General features: G+C 68.1%; 10 protein-coding genes and 2 pseudogenes. 5 read left to right on the plus strand and 7 right to left on the minus strand.

Features of this window, described 5'->3' with window-relative positions; all coding sequences use genetic code 11:
- Positions 1–132 (plus strand): annotated as a pseudogene (locus tag GT354_RS46615) (IS5/IS1182 family transposase); the annotation flags it as partial.
- 9 nt (positions 133–141) lie between these two features.
- Here the strand turns inward: GT354_RS46615 and GT354_RS56180 are convergent.
- Positions 142–591 (minus strand): annotated as a pseudogene (locus GT354_RS56180) (helix-turn-helix domain-containing protein); the annotation flags it as partial.
- 1,035 nt (positions 592–1,626) lie between these two features.
- Here GT354_RS56180 and GT354_RS46625 point away from each other — a divergent pair.
- The 4 genes from GT354_RS46625 (at position 1,627) to GT354_RS46640 (ending at position 7,041) form a co-directional block, all read left to right on the plus strand.
- Entirely contained in the window at positions 1,627–2,034 is a 408-nt protein-coding gene (locus GT354_RS46625) for a hypothetical protein (RefSeq protein ID WP_161363707.1), read from the plus strand.
- 563 nt (positions 2,035–2,597) lie between these two features.
- Positions 2,598–3,632: a hypothetical protein gene (locus tag GT354_RS46630; RefSeq protein WP_161363709.1), complete on the plus strand. Its 1,035-nt coding sequence runs from the start codon at positions 2,598–2,600 to the stop codon at positions 3,630–3,632.
- A gap of 644 nt (positions 3,633–4,276) precedes the next feature.
- Complete coding sequence (locus GT354_RS55345) at positions 4,277–5,434, plus strand: hypothetical protein (protein ID WP_237536131.1); 1,158 nt, start codon at positions 4,277–4,279, stop codon at positions 5,432–5,434.
- Positions 5,435–5,445: 11 nt separating this feature from the next.
- Positions 5,446–7,041: an alkaline phosphatase D family protein gene (locus GT354_RS46640; RefSeq protein WP_161363713.1), complete on the plus strand. Its 1,596-nt coding sequence runs from the start codon at positions 5,446–5,448 to the stop codon at positions 7,039–7,041.
- Between the two features lie 237 nt (positions 7,042–7,278).
- Here GT354_RS46640 and GT354_RS46645 read toward each other — a convergent pair whose 3' ends face one another.
- From GT354_RS46645 to GT354_RS46670, 6 genes are all read right to left on the minus strand, one after another.
- Entirely contained in the window at positions 7,279–8,628 is a 1,350-nt protein-coding gene (locus GT354_RS46645) for a glutamate-cysteine ligase family protein (RefSeq protein ID WP_161363715.1), read from the minus strand.
- 12 nt (positions 8,629–8,640) lie between these two features.
- On the minus strand, positions 8,641–11,688 hold the full coding sequence (locus tag GT354_RS46650; RefSeq protein WP_161363717.1) for an AMP-binding protein: 3,048 nt from the start codon (positions 11,686–11,688) through the stop codon (positions 8,641–8,643).
- Positions 11,689–12,957 (minus strand): serine hydroxymethyltransferase, encoded by a 1,269-nt coding sequence (gene glyA / locus GT354_RS46655; protein ID WP_161363719.1) that lies wholly within the window; start codon positions 12,955–12,957, stop codon positions 11,689–11,691.
- A 577-nt stretch (positions 12,958–13,534) separates the two neighbouring features.
- Positions 13,535–14,044 carry an STAS domain-containing protein gene (locus GT354_RS46660; protein ID WP_161363721.1) on the minus strand — a complete coding sequence of 170 codons (510 nt, stop codon included), beginning with the start codon at positions 14,042–14,044 and terminating at the stop codon, positions 13,535–13,537.
- 451 nt (positions 14,045–14,495) lie between these two features.
- The gene (locus GT354_RS46665; RefSeq protein WP_161363723.1) at positions 14,496–15,725 is read right to left on the minus strand and encodes a hypothetical protein; all 1,230 of its coding nucleotides are present in this window, start codon (positions 15,723–15,725) and stop codon (positions 14,496–14,498) included.
- A partial coding sequence (locus tag GT354_RS46670; RefSeq protein WP_202513075.1) for a DEAD/DEAH box helicase occupies positions 15,722–16,932 on the minus strand: 1,211 nt, incomplete at its 5' end. The genes GT354_RS46670 and GT354_RS46665, both read right to left, overlap by 4 nt.

Consider the following 16,932-nt stretch of genomic DNA (forward strand, 5'->3'; position numbering starts at 1 on the left):
GTCGTCGAACGCTGCTTCAACCGCCTCAAACAGTTCCGCGGAATCGCCACACGCTACGACAAGACCACCTCCTCGTTCACCGCCGCGATCACCATCGTGTCCATCCTGCTCTGGCTCAGACGCCCACTTTGAAGACACTTCCTAGGCGGGAACCGCTCCCTCCCGGGCTGGGACGCCTCCCGCGACGACTGGGCGATCACCACCGACGGCCCACCGCTCCGGCGGCCGGGTGAGCAGCGCGACGAACTCCTTCACGTGCTCCTGGTGCTGCCCGCGCAACGCGTGCGGCAACTGCTCGGCGAAGAAGTTCAGCGCCTGCCGGTTCTCCTCGCCGCGCGTGACGTAGGTGTGCAACCAGGCCCGGATGCTCGCGTGCGACCAGTCCGGCAGTTCACCGAACGCGGCGAACATCGCCGCCGTGTCCGCCCAGATGCGGTCGGCGAGCTCCACGACGATGTCGTTCTTGCCGGCGAAGTGCAGGTAGAACGTGGCTCGGGCAACCCCCGCCTCGGCGACGATGTCGTCGACGGTGGTCGCCTCGTAGCCCTTCGATGCGAACAGACCGGCCGCGGCCGCGATCAGCCGTTGACGCGTGTACCACTTCTGCTGGGCACGCAGATCCGGAGCCGACGAACGAGTGGTGGAATCAACGGATCGGCGCGTGGGAGCGGCATGCCGCCGGCGTACCGACCCGATCGAGACACCCGGGCCGGTTCCGCCCACTCACTGGGCGCCCTGTCTGCCGACTGCACGAACCCTTCACCTTGCCGTTTCACCCGGGGGTTGCCTCACGGGCGCGCACATGCTCGGTCTCCGCCACGCGCCCTCGATGGCATCGCCCAACGGGTCTGCATTTCACCTACACATACGTTGATTTCGCGCTGCTTCGGGCCCTCAGCGGCGATACCCCCGACCGTACGTCTGCTACGTCCCGGCGCCTCAGCCGGGACGAAGTCCCCCAACAGCGCCCCCGATTCCCGTCGTCGACCGACGAGCCGGTACGTCGACCAGAAGAGAATCCAGGGCCGACAACGCAAACCCCACGGCCCCCCGAACGACCAAACACCCAGCCGACAGAACACCCGGCCGCAGTTCGGGGCGGCTGCGCCTCGGCGCGGCGGGTCACGTCGTCGTGGACCTCTTCGCTGAGCAGGCCGCCGAGGTGGGCGATCAGGTCGCCGACCATGGCGGCGGATCCTTCGTCGCCAAGCCACCGAAGCTGCGGCCCGCCATCAGCGCGAGCACCGAGCGGCGCGCTGCGAGTCGACGCCGGGGCCCAGCCATCCACCGGTGTCAGCAATCCGCCGCGTCCGAGCGGGGAAACGAAGTGCCGCGCCGGGAGGGACCAGTATGGGAAGTGCTGCCAAGGATGGGCTGGTTGATGCCTCCCACACGCTGCAGCACGGTTTGTTCTGGAGTGAATTCCTGGCGGAGTGCACTCTTCGGCGTCATCCATTGGGACAATCCTCGACGAACCACTCAACTTTTCAGTTGAGAGCGCGTCGCCCCTGTCTACCTCTCGACGTGGTTGGTAGTGTCCACCCGAACTTCCGTACCACGTGTATCACACGTACCACGTGCACCAAACATGCCGTGCTCGTTGTCTGACCGTGATTGGGAGACCCCATGAACCCGCGCCGGGTACTTATCGCTGTTGCATTAACGCTGGCGACCTTGACAGGAATGTCCTTCACCGCCTCAGCAGATACGCCGACGTCGAATCAGAGGACGCCGGGAAAGGTGTCGCTCGCGGCCTCGTTTCACCATAGCTCTGAGTTCAAGAATGTGAACTTGGTCGGTGCACCGTACGACGTCTGGTATTCAGGCCCGGCCTGCAATACCGGCGCTCCGGTCGGGGGGATCCAAGTTACCAACAGCTACCGTTTGAACATTGAATCGCACCGGACTTGGTCCTACTGCCAGTCGAACCACTTCTTCGGCATTTTGGAGGGGAGTAACAGTGGGTGGTGGGGTGGCATCCAAAATGACCTGGGTGGTTTCAAAAACTCGACCGTCTCGATTGGATACCGCTAGCCCCTCGGCTTCGAGTCAACGCAGCCTCGACAGTCGAAATGATATCTGAGCTGGAAACCTGATCAGCACAGCGAAGGTATTCTCGACTCAAGAGAGATTCGCGCAGACGTGCCGTGCCCAATCCTTGGAACGGGGATGATGAACGCGGCTCCCGGTGATCCAGGCTGTCGATGGCGCCGATCATGAACAGGGAGTCGCGTTCGCATTCCATCCTCCCCACCCGCCCGGGCCGCCCGCCTTGGCCGGCTTCCTGGACGAGATACTCGGCCGCTATCGAGTTTGCAACCGCCACTACAACCTGGGCGCCCTCTTCACTGAAACGCCAATGCATGGGCAATCATGGGCGGTGTCCGATCAATGGCCTCCAGCGCTCGTTTCCTCGCCGGCAGTGACAGCAAGCAAACCACTCCGGCCTGGCCTGCTTCGCCCCGCATGCCATCGCCCTGCGAAATTCCTGACCCACTTGGGCTTGGACGCCCTGGATGACGAGAGTGACACATCACCCTTTCGTCGGGTCAACGACCCGAAAAGGCGGAACGGCTCGGAACCGGTGATTCCCTGGAATGTGGGATTCGCGCTTCCGAATCGTCGGTGGATTCCCGCTGGGCACGCAAATCACAACGTTTTCACCCCTTGAATCCACCAATGAGGGCGCCGGGGGCCGTGCTCATTGTCTTGGAAAGGTAGCGATGTTCTCGGCATTTTTGCGCAGGCGCGACGCCTTGACGGTTGCGGCGATCGTGGCTTTTTCGGTCTCGTGCACTTCCGAGGGAAACGGAACCAAAGGCGAGCCACCTGTTTTAGAGATTCATTCGGTGCTGACGGCGAAAGATATCGTCCTACCATTGGATGCTTATTGGCCAACCGACCAACAGAACTCTGATTCATTTCGTGCAGTGTATATCGTTGGCGAACAGTGCATGAAAAGATTTGGCTCGCGTGACTGGCCGGCTCCCGCGCTCGGACCCCAGCAAAAGATTGACCAGCGCAATGCTCGCAGGTACGGAGTCTTTGTGGAATCCGAGGTTGCAAGGTTTGGCTACAAGCCTCCTGTCGACTCGAATTCGCAAGGAACAGCTTCCCCGCCTCCGCAGACTCGAACACCGACAGATCTGGAAAACAAAGTGTGGGCCGGTGAGATCAAGGAGACGCCGGATGGAAAAAAGGTTCCCGTTGGCGGTTGCTCACAAGAAGCAGAAATGATCTTGTCGAAAGGGAAGGCTCCGGTGGAGTATCGAGATTTTGTTCAAAAACTCTCCCTTGAAGCCAATTCTGATGCGCTGAAGGATTCTCGGGCGCAACAAGTGAACAGTCGCTGGAGTGAATGCATGGCCCGCTCCGGCTATCGCTATCGCGATATATGGGAACCGAATAAAACTTTCGGCGGAGAAAGGGCCTCGAACGAAGAACTTTCAACGGCCCTGGCGGACGTGGGCTGCCGGAAGGAGACGAATCTGACCGGCACACTCCTCGCCATTGAGAGTGCGTACCAGAAGCGGGCTATAGAGGAAAATTCGGAGGCGTTGGAGAAAATAAAAGACTATCAGGATGCGATTGATCGAGAAGTTTCCAGAGTCCTGACGGAATCTCGTTACTGACTTGAAGGCTTGATGTCTTATTACGGCCCGCGCGACCGCGCCGACCGACTACCCGGCACGGCGTCGGCACCGGGCTGCCGTTGTGGGCCGAGGCCACGGGTCGAGCGATCGCGCCATGCCGGGAAGAAGGCGGTGAGCATCAGCGTGGCGGTGAGGACGAAGGCCGGTGGGGTAGTCCATACAGCCGGCGACGCCTGCCCGGAACCCGATTGCCCCGACCCGACCCCTTGCCGGCGTCGTAGGCGAAGTTCCGCAAGGGGCCGGCGGTGCCGTAGCCGGGCGGGGGAAGGCGGGCGGACGTCAGGGGTTGAGTGGCGTTCCGGGTGACGCCGAACCCGATGTCGAACAGGGCCACGCCGGCAACGGCGGCGACGGGGTTGTGGGTCGGCGCCGTGATCGGCATCCGGCGGCCGAAACGAGCAGGCCGGTAGGACGGGTCAGCCGACCTGCGGGCGTTGGTCGCGGACGTTACGGCGCTGGACGTCGATCCCTCGTGGATCGTGGGCGTGTACGACGGTCCGAGCGACCTGTTGCGGACGTTGCTTCACGGTAACGGCCCGGCAATTCGTCTACCTCACCGCGCGATTCATACGCAGGATTGCGGGCGCCTGTACCGGTGAGGGCAAGTCCGGCGCCCACACCACGTGAGTGTGCCGGGCCAAGCACTCGCGACGCCCCGGCCGCCGAACCCGCCGACGGTGCCCTCGGGTTGCACCGAACGCGTCCGCGACATCGAACGCCGGGCCACCCGACCATCGCCCGATGCCACACCCATTCCGACGCGGCATCGAGCACCGGCATTCGGCGCGACCCGCCTGCGGGTCATCCTCGACAGGGCCACCTCCGCCGTCGACAACGAAGCCGAAGCCGTCTCCAGTGTGGCCGGCCGTCTACCAGCAGAGACGCACAACGATCGTGAACGCCACCGCTTGTCGGCCACCCGCCATGCCGATCGCATGCACGTGCTCGACCAGGGCGGTGGCGTCGCCGGACACGGCACCCGTGACGAGCTACTCGCCAAAGGCGGCGCGTATGCCGATTCGCCGAAACCCCCCAGAGACGGTGACGCGTACTCGAAGGACATCAAAGAGTTCATCGCCAACGTCATGACGCGTTACAACGACCCGAAGAGTGGCTTCATGGCCGCTTTCGAAAAGGCGATCGCGGGTGTGAAGCCGCGCCCGGAGGCTGTGCCGGACGAGGTCTGGAAGGACCGGAAGGGCGCGGGCATCGAGGACCTGTGCGACTTCTTCGAGGAGTGGTACGAATGGGGGGAGACCCAGGGCGTCCACGAGGGGCTGGACTATATCGAGAAGTTCAGTTGGATCAGCTATGGGAAGAATACGCCGGGCATGGATTTCGTCTCCGGCGGCGCGGGGGCGACACGCCGGCCGACTTCACGCGGGTCTGCAGATGGACGACCCGAAGTCGGTGGACCTCGTCCGGCAGTGGATCGGGGAGCTCGGGCCGAAGAAGATGGCCGATCATCGGGAACGAAACTGGTCCACCTTCAACAAGTTCTTCAGCAGGGAACTGGCGCCCGGCGCCCGGCCGATCGACGGCCGGCTCGACCCCGGCGTGGTGGTCGCCCCGACCGACTGTGTCATCGACATGATCGTGGAACGGGGATGCAGAGGGAGTGGCCCGGGGCGGTGGCGTCGGCGTGGTGGGCGTGTTGGTGCGGACGCCTGTTCGCCGTCTTGGTTCGACGAATCGGGGAATCGGGGACGCTGCGGGGGGTTTGTCGGACCGGATCGAGATGCGTGGCCGAAGTTGTTCCTGTTGTTGCGCCGCGCTGTTAGCTTCGCGTGCCATGACCAGAATTCCGTTGCATCGCCGTGACTTCGTCAAGATCACGGCCGCCGCCTCGGGGGCCGCCGCCGTCGGAATGGCGTCGGCTCCCGCCGCGCACGCCGACGAGGCAGGCGCCCGCGGGGCCACCGAAGGGACCTTCCTGCACGGTGTCGCGTCGGGCGACCCACTGCCCGACGGTGTCGTCATATGGACGCGCGTGACTCCCGGACCCGGCTGCCACCCCGGATCACGGCGCGGCCCGTCGAGCCTGGTGTTCTGGGAGGTGGCCACCGATCCCGGCTTCCACCGCCCGGTGCGCGCCGGCCTCGCGCGGACCGGCCCCGAGAACGACCACACCGTGCACGTGGACGTGCGCGGTCTACGGCCCGCGACCACCTACCACTACCGCTTCCGTACGCTGCACGAGCGCTCTGCGGTCGGCCGTACCCGCACTGCCCCGTCGGGCCGCCAGGACATCGCGAACCTGCGCTTCGGCATCGCGTCGTGCGTCAGCTACGGCAACGGCTATTTCGCCGGGTACCGCCACCTCGCGCAGCGCGGCGATCTCGACGCGATCATCCATCTCGGGGACTACATCTACGAATTCGCGTCCGGTGCGGGCCACCCGGGCAGCACCGAGGTGCGACCGATGGAACCCGCGGGCGAGTGCCGAACGGCGGCGGACTACCGCGCCCGCCACGGCCAGTACCGCACCGATCCGGACCTCCAGGCGATGCACGCGGCGGCGCCGATCATCGCGACCTGGGACGACCACGAACTCGCGGGCGACGCGTGGTCCGGCGGCGCGCGCGATCACGACCCGGCGACCGAGGGTACGTGGGCCGCGCGCTCGGCAGCCGCGAAGCAGGCGTACTTCGAGTGGTTGCCGGTACGCCCGACCGTGCACGGCTCCACCCAGCGCCGCCTGGGTTTCGGCAAGCTGCTCGACCTCACGATGCTCGATCTGCGCGGCTTCCGGTCACAGCAGGTCGACCCGACCGACACGGCCGGGCTGGACGATCCGAACCGCACGATCACCGGGCGCGCGCAGATGAGTTGGCTCAAGAGCGGGCTCGCGCGCGGCACCGCGACCTGGAACCTGATCGGCAGCTCGGTGATGGCCGCCCCGTGGCGTCTGCCGAGCACCCAGCCGGGCGGGCCGGTCACCGTCAACGCCGACCAGTGGGACGGTTACCGGGCCGACCAGAGCGAACTCTTCACCCACCTGCGCGACCACGACAAGCGCAACACCGTCTTCCTGACCGGAGATCTGCACTCCTCGTGGGCGGGGGAGGTACCGGCGCCCGGCGGAGGGGCGCCGGTGGCCGCGCAGTTCGTCGTGTCCTCGGTGACGTCGACGCCCTTCGGCAGCCTCTTCCCCGGCGGCGCCGGGGCGCAGATCATCGGCGCGATCCTGCAGATGAACCCGCACTTGCAGTGGGGCGAGGCGGAGTCCAACGGCGTGGGTGTGCTCGACGTGACCAAGGCACGGGTGCAGATGGACTGGTACAGGGTCGCGGACCGCACCAAGCCGGACAGCGCCGTGACCCACCTGAAGTCCTTCTCGGTCGACGGCGCCACGAAGCGGGTGACCCCCGCGACGACCCCGATCTGACCGCACCCACTCCGGGACCCCGGCCCTCGTGCGACTGGTCCCGGGATCCCGGCCCTCGTGCGACTGGTCCCGGGATCCCGGCCCTCGTGCGGGTCACCCGCACGAGGGCCGGTGTGACCTTGCGCGCCGATCCCCGAGCCCGCGCCCGTGGGCACGTGCCGCACCTTCGGCCGGCCGTGAACGCGGTCGAAGCGGCGTCGGGGTCGGCGGCCTGCCCACCGGACCGGGCGCGTCCTCTCACACGCGGAAGGCGGCGACGTAGCGCCCGGGGTCGCGCGCGAAGTCGCCTTCCCAGCGTTGGAGGCTTTGGTGGGCGAAGGTGTTGCCGGTGTGGAGGATGTCGTCGAGGGGGTCGAGGTAGTGCGGCGTTTTCGGGTTCTCCACGCCTGCCGCCACCCGGGCTTCCAGGCCGCTCCTGGCCAATCGGACCAGCTCCAGGGCCAGTTCGTGCAGACGGTCGCCGCCGAGCAGGGTGTCAAGCCCGGTGCGAGGCAGTCGGGCGGTAGCCGTCCGGTGGTCCTGGAGGGTGTAGCGGCTGAGGAGTTCCCATGCCGCTGCGCAAGAGGCCGGGTGGTAGCTGAGCCCGACCCACAGGGCGGGTAGCGCGGAGATGTGGGGGTAGGGCGGCCCGTCCGCGCTGCGCAGTTCCAATGTCCGGCGGACGCGCACGTGGGTCAGGATCTGTCCCAGGTGGTAGGCCCAGTGTTCGAGGGTCGGCGTCGTCGCGTCGTCGAAGCCCTGCTGCATGATGGCGGCGAAGGGGCGGTCGGGGGCCGGTCGGTGGCGGCCGTCGCCGTCGACGTAGTAGATCATCGGCAGGGTCAGGGCCCAGTCGATGACGTTGTCGACCGTCACGTCGGGTCGCAGCGCGGGTGGTATCGGGCCGCACCGCCTCGGGTCCGTGTACAGCCATGCCTGGGATCGCTGCGACAGCACACCGTCGAACGCGCCGTCGTGGAGCGGTGAGTTGACGAACAGCGCGTTGACCACGGTGGAGGCGGCCATCTGCATCCGCAGCTTGAAGGTGAAGTCGTCGGGCGAGAGGTAGTCCAGGTGCGTCTGCGTGCTGGTGGACAGTGCCAGGATGCTGTCGCCGCGGCTGCCCGCGGGGCCGAGGGCGGCGAAGTGCTCCCGCATGAGCGGGCCGCGGCTCATGGGTACGGGCCGGATGGCGTCGGGGCGGTCGAAGGGCAGGTACGCGCCGGGCAGCAGGGCCAGGCCGAAGCGCTCGGCGACGTCCGCCAGGCGCTGCATTGCGGCGCGCGCGTCGTCGACCGCGCCGGCCAGGTCGGCGGCCGGTGCGCCCGAGTACTCCAGTTGGCCACCGTGTTCGACCGAGATCAGGCCGCCTTCCGGTAGGTGCACCGCGGTCAGGTGGTCGGTGTCGTACCGAGGTTGTCCTCCCCATTCGGCCAGGACGGTGTGGAGAATGCTCTTGACGCCGGTGGGGCCCTCATAGGGGGCGGCGTGTCCGGTCCGCGGGTCGACGACACCGGTTTCCACCTCCAGCCCGATCCTTTCCCGCGCGTGCGCCGGCGGGGTGAACAAGGAGGCGAGGGCGTCGGGTTGCAGCCGCAAGGCAGGCACGGGCAGTTCTCCTCAGGACGGCCGGTTGCCCGGGCGCGGGCGTGGTGTTCGGTGCGGTTCGGTGGGTCCGTGTGTAGCGGGGTGGCCGGTTGGGGGCAGTCGCCGACGATCGAGCTTCCCGATGGTGGTGGTGGGGATGTGCGGCAAAAAGGTGAAGTCGGTGGGCACGGCCTCGGGCGGGCAGGTGCGGCGCAGGTGGTCGCGGAGTTGGGCCGAGGTCGCGGAGCGGCCCGGGTGGCAGGCGACGTAGGCGGTGTAGGCGGGACCGTCGGTTTCCACCACGGCGGAGTCTGCGACGGCCGGGTGGCCGGCCAGCATCTCGTTGATCTCGTCGGGCCCTCTGCCGATGGGGTGCCGCGTGCGGTGCGTGGCGCGACCGAGGATCTCCAGGGAACCGTCGGGGCGCAGTCGCCCCTGGTCGCCCGTGTGGAAGACGCGATCCGTGGGGTCGGAGCGCAGCGGGTTCGGCTGGAAGCTGTCCGGACCGGTGCCTGCCAGGTATCCGAAGGCGGCGTGGGGTGAGCGGATGAGGACCTCGCCGACCTCGCCGGGTGCGCAGGGTGTGCCCGTGTGTTTGGTGACGACGAGCAGTTGGGCGCCGGGGATGCTCCAGCCGGCCGGGACCCTGCCGACGCGCGAGACCGCCGGGGCACGGAACCAGGTCTGCACCATGGTGCATTCGCTGGCCCCGTACAGATTGACCACCTCGGCTCGTGGGGCGGCGGAGCGCAGGCGGGAGACCAGCCGTCCGGTGAGCGGCTCGCCGGCGAGGAAGAGCAGCCGCAGCTCTTCCAGCGGATCGCGGCAAGCGCAGGAGGCGAGGGATGCCGCGGCCAGTGAGGGGACCGTGTGGGCCATCGTTATGGCGCTCTCGCGCATCCACTCCAGGGGCAATGAGGCGTCTGTGCCGAGTGCTTCGGCGTCGGTGGGCAAGTACAGGCAGGCCCCGGCGATCAAGGGGGTGAAGGCGTCTCGGAGCGAGGCGTCGGCGTTCAGGCTCAGCAAGGGCGCGCACCGGTCGGGTGGGCCGATGCCGAACTGTCTGCTCTGCCAGCGGACGAAGTGTGCCAGGCCCCCGTGGCGTCCGACGATGGCTTTGGGGGCGCCGGTGGTACCCGAGGTGAAGAAGACGTAGGCCGGGATTTCGGCTTCGCCGTGGGTCCGTGCTCCCGCTCGGTGGTGTGCGCCCTGGGACGCACGGGTGCCGCCGCGCAGTACTTTCGTGCCCGCGTCGCCGATGGTCTTCACAACGGTGTGTACGGGGGTCGGGAGAGCGGCGGCCGCCGACTCGGGGTCGAGGGCCAGGACGGTGCGTACGCCTGCTTGGGTCAGCATCAGCGTGCGACGCGCGGGCGGCAGCGCCGTGTCGAGCAGAAGCAGGGTGCCCTGCGCCAGCCATACCGCCCACAGGGCGGCGTACAGGTCGAAGCCTTTGTGGCGGGTGGCGACGGCGACCACGTCACCCGGGCGGTGTCCGGCATCGCGCAGGGCGTCGGCCAACGTGTGGGCTCGTTGCGACAGGTCGGAGTAGGACCGAATGCGGGTGCCTTGCACGAGCATCGGCGCGTCGCGGTGGGTGAGCGCCGAGTCCTCCATCAGGTCGCTGATCCGCAGGGGCGAGGGGCGGCGAGGCGGTCGGGCGGCCGGGTGTGTGCCGGGCTGTCCGGGTGGGAGCAGCGATATGTCGTGGACCGTGTCGACGGGGTTTTCGGTGGCACGGTCCAGCAGTGCGCGCAGGCTCGCGAGCAGGGCGGTGACGAATGCCGGGCTGAAGAGGTCGGCGTGGTGGTGGAGGTGCAGGGTCAGGCCGGAGCGGTCGCGCGCGCCGTACAGGTACAGGGGCGTGTGCGGATGCGGGGAGGCAACGGGAAGGACGGTCGCGGGTTCGCCCGGTCGGTCGCGGTCGGGCGCCGCGGCGTCGTCCAGGCCGAAGGCGGCTGCGGCGAGGGACTGTTGACCGCGGGATTCGCCCGCTCGCGGGGCAAGTGCGTGCAACGGTGCGTTGCGGTGCTCCCGCGCGCCTGCGAGGGCCTCGTGTACGCGTGCCAGGGTCCGGGCGAACGTGGGGCCGTCGTGCAGGTCGATGCGCAGCGGCACCGTGTCGGCGAATCCTGCGACCACTCGATCCAGGCGCGGTCGGGGTGGGTCGTGGATCGTCGCGCCGACGACGATGTCGTGGTACCCGCTGTAGCGGGAGATCAGCACGGTGAACGCCGCCAGCAGCACCGTCGACAACCGAACTCCTTGCCGGTCGGCGAGGTGGTCCAGGCGGGAGACGAGAGTCTGCGGAAGGTGCAGGCAGCGGGTGGCGTTGCGTGGCCCGCGGTCGGTGCGAGGGTGGGGATCCAGCGGCAGGTCGGGAGGCACGAGGAGCCCGGTGGGGGCTCCCGCGAGCTGCCGACGCCAGTAGGCGAGGTCTCGGGACGTACGGCGTCTTGCGTCGATGCCTCGGCGTTGCCACGCGGCGAAGTCCACGAAGCTCACCGGCAGTGGGTCGTCGCCCGCGGGCGGACGGTCTCGGAGCGCCTGTTGCGCGAGCAGTTCCGCCAGCAGCAGGCGTACCGTGCGTTCGTCGGCCACGAGCCGATGGGCGACCAGGACGAGCACATGCCCACCTTCTCGTGCCGTCCCGCCGTCGGGTCGCGGACCGCTCACCCGCAGCAGAACCATGCGCGCGAGTGGCGCGTGCGCGGGATCGAACGGTTCGCGCGCCGCGTGCTGCGCCCGGGCACGGATCTCGGCGTCCACCTGGCCGGCGGTGAGCCCCGTTGCGGCCACGTCGTCGACGAGCAGTTCGCACGCCACCCGGGGCAGCACGCGCTGCACCGCCCGCCCGGCTACCTCCTGGAAGACCGTACGCAGCACGTCGTGGCGGTGGACGACTCGCGTGAGACCGCGCCGCAGCGCGGCCTCGTCCGGCGGGCCGGGCAGCTTCCGCACCGCTACGACGTGCTGTGTCGCCGCTTCGGTGGGGCGCCGGCCGACCGACCAGGTCCGTTCCTGGGCGAAGGAGAGCGGAACCGTCTGCGGTGCGAGGCCGCGGCGCGATGTGGTTGTCATCTACAGCGAGGAGTACACGGGGTGTTTGGTGGCCACCGCGTCCACGCGCCCGCGCAGGATTCGTGCTGCGGCCTCGTCGAGTTCGGGCTGTAGCGCGGCGGCGATGATGTCCGCGACCTCGCGGAAGCCTTCGTTGGCGAAGCCCCGGGTGGCCAGGGCCGATGCGCCGATACGCAGCCCGGAGCCGACCAGCGCCGGACGACGGTCGAACGGCACGACGTTGCGGTTCACCGTGATGCCGATCTCGTACAGGCGTTGTTCCGCCTGCCTGCCGTCCAGCGGGGAGTTGCGCAGGTCGAGCATGACCAGGTGGACGTCGGTTCCCCCGGTGAGGACGGACACCCCGGCCGCGGACACGTCCGGCGCCCCCAGGCGGTCGGCGATGACGCGGGCCCCGTCGACCGTGCGTCGCTGCCAGTCGCGAAAGTCCGCTCCTGCCGCGACTTTGAAGGCCACTGCTTTCGCCGCGATGGTGTGCGCGAGAGGCGCGGCCTGCTGCCCGGGGAAGACGGCCGTGTCGATCCGGTCGGCCAGTTCACCCCGACACAGGATCAGCCCGCCGCGCGGACCGGTCAACGTCTTGTGGGTGGTGGAGGTGACGACGTCGGCCCAGGGCACCGGATTGGGATGCAGGCCGGCGGCGACCAGGCCCGCGAAGTGCGCCATGTCGATGAGCAGGTAGGCGCCGACCTCGTCGGCTATGCGTCGAAACACTTCGAAGTCGATCTGCCGGGGGTACGCCGACCATCCGGCGACGATCAGTTTCGGACGGTGCTTCTCGGCGAGCCGAGCCAGCTCCTCCACGTCGATCACGCAGTCCTCGGGCCGCACTTGGTAGGACACGGTCGTGTAGAAGTGACCGGAGAAGTTCCGCTGCATGCCGTGGGTGAGATGGCCCCCGTGCGCCAGATCCAGCCCCAGAATCGTGTCCCCGGGGTCTAGGAGGGCCATGTAGGCGGCAGCGTTGGCCTGCGCGCCCGAATGCGGCTGCACATTCGCGTGCTCGGCTTCGAAGAGGGCCTTTGCCCGCTCGATCGCCAGCCGCTCGATGATGTCGACGTTCTCGCAGCCCGCGCAGTACCGCTTGCCCGGATAACCCTCGGCGAGCTTGTTCACCAGCACCGAGCCCTGTGCCTCCAGAACCGCACGGGGAACGAAATTCTCCGACGCGATCATCACCAGTCTGCTCTGTTGCCGGTGAAGCTCGTCAGCCAGCGCATCCGCGACTTCGGGATCCACTTCCTCAAGAGATCGGTCCAATATGTCCATGCCGTCCGACACATCCCCTCGAAGCTCGAAATACCGCCAACGGGCGCGAAGTACCGTCGCGCGGCACAGGTCGCCTTGCCCGGCGCTTTCCGCCTCGGAAGGCCGGAGGGGCTGCGCGCCCCGTCTCGCACCTCCGGTATGGCGAACGCGCTGTGTCACAGCATCCGTTCAGTCTTGTGGCTGAGGGCCGCTCCCCCGGGGCCGACAAGATCGCTGCGATATCCCGAAACCCCTCGGCCGGTCACTGTCCGGTCCGGCTCGCCGCCGTTCTCCGCTGCCAACCAAGTCTTTTCGCACCATCGGCCCCCCTCCGAAGTTCCGTGGAGATCTTGCGCTCCGCAGTGCGCAGTTGAAACACGAAGGGAAAGATTGGCCATTTCCGATCACCTTGGCCTGCGGTGTTCTTCAGGGGGCCACCGCATGGGGTTGGTCGGTCGCCCAGGCCTGGCCTACCTGAGCAGCAGCGTGCGGACGGCGGGGACAGAGCATGTCGGTCGACCACGTCCGGCGGCACCCGGATTCCGTGGGGCAACCGGGTGCTTCGCCGCGCTGCGGCTCCGGTTCCGGGCCGCTGGGGTCACCTGTTCAGGGCGTCGGTGAGGGTGACGTGGATGTGGAACACCCTTGCGACGCCGGTGATTTCGAAGACCTTGCCGACCTGGGGGGTGGGTGCGACCAGGGCGATGGAGGCGCCGGCGGAGATCGCCATTCGGCGGGCGGTGAGCAGCGTCGTGATGCCGCTCGAGTCACAAAACGCCAGCGTGGTCAGGTCGATCACGACCCGGGAGTGTTCGGCGAACGGCAACAGCTCCAGGAACGCGCGCAGTCGGGGCGAGCCGGCGCAGTCGAGTTCGCCGCTCAAGGTCAGCAGGAGGTATCCCTCGTCGTGACGAACGTCGATGCCGAGGGGGTCGGCGGCCGGAGGGTCCGTGGTCAGGGGCGCGACGTCGACGCAGCGGACGTTCAAGGGGCGAACGCTCGGCGGGTGGTTGTTCGCCGAGTGACTGCCCGCCGGGTGATTGTTCACGGAGTGGTTGTTCGTCGGGTGGTTGTTCGCCGGGTGGACGCTCGGCGGGTGATTGCTCATGGGGGTGCCTCCGGTGCGGGAGCGGGTGGGTGCTTCGATCGAGGCCGTCGATGTCGATCGCGGTGTCGTGGGGCGGCCCTGCGCCGCGTGTATCCGTTCCGGGCGTCGGTCGGGCATTTCCGCATGCCCTTGGTCGACACCGCTCGCGGTGGCCGCCGACACTGGTCGGTGGCGGCCGCGGCCGACACGCCACCCGCCGGGTGGGGTCGCGTCTGCATGCCTGCCCGGTTGGCGCAGCCACTATCGCACCCAAACGGGTGAACCGGCTTCGCTCCGCTCGTACGTCGGGACCGTCCCGAGAGCCCAGCACACGACGTCCGCTCGGCGATTCGGGACGCGTTCGGGGATTCGGGACGAAGGGACGAAAGGACCAAGGGACCAAGGGACCAAAGGACCAAGGGACCAAAGGACCAAGGGACCAAAGGACCAAGGAACGAAAGGACGACGTCCTTCAGTGGGCTCGGTAGGTCCCGAGTTCGTCCAGTCGTGCGGCCAGGTCGCGGCGATCGTAGCGGTGCGCCAGACGACGGAGTTCCGCGCGATCGGTGCCCTGGAGCTCCAATTGTTCGGCGATCCGCGCGAGGCGATCGTCCACGTCGTCGCGGGTGGGACGACTGCGCGCGCCGAGGTATTCGTCCATCCGCTCGACCAAGGCTCGGCGCCGTGTTTCCTCGTCCGCGCACCACAGTTGGAACAGGCACCCCGAATGTCGCTGGAACGAGCCGACCTTGGTGAGGCTGAGGGACGCGTCCGGGCCGAAGGACTCGGGGGGGAAGGTGGCTCGCCGGCCCCCGCGGTCGACTGCCTCCGGGCCCGTAGCGGTGGGGTGCTTCTCGCGCAGCCATACCCGGGTGCGCTCGGGATCGTTCTGTTCCGACGCCAATGCGGACACGATCTCGACTGTGTCCTGCGCCATCGCGCTCAGATCCGGGTCGGCGTCGTCGCCCGCCTGGCCGTACACGAGATGGCGTAGCCGACCGCCCCGGCCGCCCTCCCACCCGCGCACTATGTAGACCGGCAGGAAGACCATTTCCTCGCCGAGGCTTTGCGGCTCGTCGATCCGGGCCGGCAGGTTGTAGCGGTCGCGTTCGGGGCTCGCGCTCAACCGGGCGAGGGCGTCCCGCGCGAACCCGTGCGTGCTCACGAGCAGGGTGAAGCGCTGCCCGTTCCGGCCAAGGTGGTCGGCGTCGGCGCCGGACAGCAAGGTCACCTGATCGCCGGCGTAGTAGCGCCGCGTCAGTGGCCGCGACCGGAACGCGTCGAAGTAGAGCCTGCGCCGATCCTCGCGCGTCACCACGTAGCGGGTGCCCGCGCACACCGATCGACGACCGAGTTCGGTGAGTCGCACCGTGTCCCCGTTGCGCACGATGTGGTCGATCGCGACCAGCGAGCGCAGCGCACGATCCACCAACACCGCGTCCAGGCCCAGGAATCGAGCCAGACCGTCGACCGTGTCCAAGTGGCCTTCGTGGATGGCGCGTTCGAGGTAGTGGTCGATCAGGTCGTAGGGCTTGCCCTCGGTGACGGTGGCCCGGATCTCGACGGACCACACCGGGAGCAGCACCGGGAAGACACCGGTGGGCGTGATGCCTTCGACGAACGCCGCATGCTCGACCGCGCGCGTCTCCGGGTATGGGATCAGCCACTTGCGGGTGGCCTGCGCTCGGGATCGGGTGTTCACGCCCGCCTCCAGTCCGTGTCGAAGTCGGCCAACCGTTCCCGCACGTCGAGGTATTGCAGGATCTCACCCCGGGTCATCAGGTGGATCCGCAGCGCCTCCGCGAGCTTGCGGAACTCGGGGTCGTCGGCGTTTCCGATGGTGTCGGCGTCGCCGACCAGGACGAGTTGCCGCTTGACCCGGGTGAACGCGACGTTGATTCGGCGCAGTTCGCGCAGGAAGCCGACCTTGCCTTTCGGGTTGCTTCGGGTGAAGCCGTACAGGATCACGTCGCGTTCGCCGCCCTGGAACGAGTCGACGGTGCCGACGTTGTGCCGGGCGACGTCGAGATCGCCGATCCGGCCCGCCAAGGCGCGGGTGATCACGTCCACTTGGGCACGATAGGGCACGATGACCGCCCATTCCGCGCCTCTTCGGTGGTAGAAACAGGCCAGTTCGACGAGGAGTTCGGCTTCGGTCTCGTTGCTGGTGCCGGGGATGTTCCCGTCCTCCGCGGTGCCGCCGGACTGCTCGTAGCGGCGGGCCTTCGGCAGCCTGGCGGTGTCCACGAACGCCATGGGGGCGGTGAAGAGCGGGTCCCGGTGCTCGTGCCGCACGGCGGCGGTGTGCAGGTTGCCACCGTAGAACCGTTCGGAGATGAAGCCGCAGACCTCGGCCGGCATCCGGCGCTGCAGGGTGAGTTGCACGACGTGGCTGCCGGGCAGGCCGTCCAGGAGCAGTTCGAGGGCGCTTTTCGCGAGCAGGCCCCGGGTCTCCTCGTCGGCGTCGGCGGCCCATCTTTCGACGTCTGAATCCAGGAACGGCGGGAGTTGGCGCTGGTCGCCGACCAGGACCGCGCGCTTCGCCCGGACCAGCGGGACCAGCACGTCGGCGACGCCGATCTGTCCGGCCTCGTCGACGATGGCGAGATCGAAGTCGAGTTCGGTGAGTTCCGGCCGGGAGGCCACGCCGATGCAGGTCGCGGCGATCACGTCCGCGTAACGGATCAGTTCCGGGTGCAGTTGGTCGGTCTCGCCGCTCACGGCCTCGTGCCATTGCTCGCGCAGGTTCGCCCGCGCGGCGATCAGCGGCATGGTGGCGAGCAGCCACGCGCGCAGCTCACCGAGCCTGCGCCCGCTCGGGTCCGGGTCGGTCGGGTCGTAGGGCGGCGTCAAGCCCTCGGCCGGCCCCAGCGCCGCGCACGTCTCGCGGGCCGCGGCCCGAGCGCCGT

The organism is Streptomyces sp. SID3343 (genome assembly GCF_009865215.1).
Classification (GTDB): Bacteria; Actinomycetota; Actinomycetes; order Streptomycetales; family Streptomycetaceae; genus Embleya.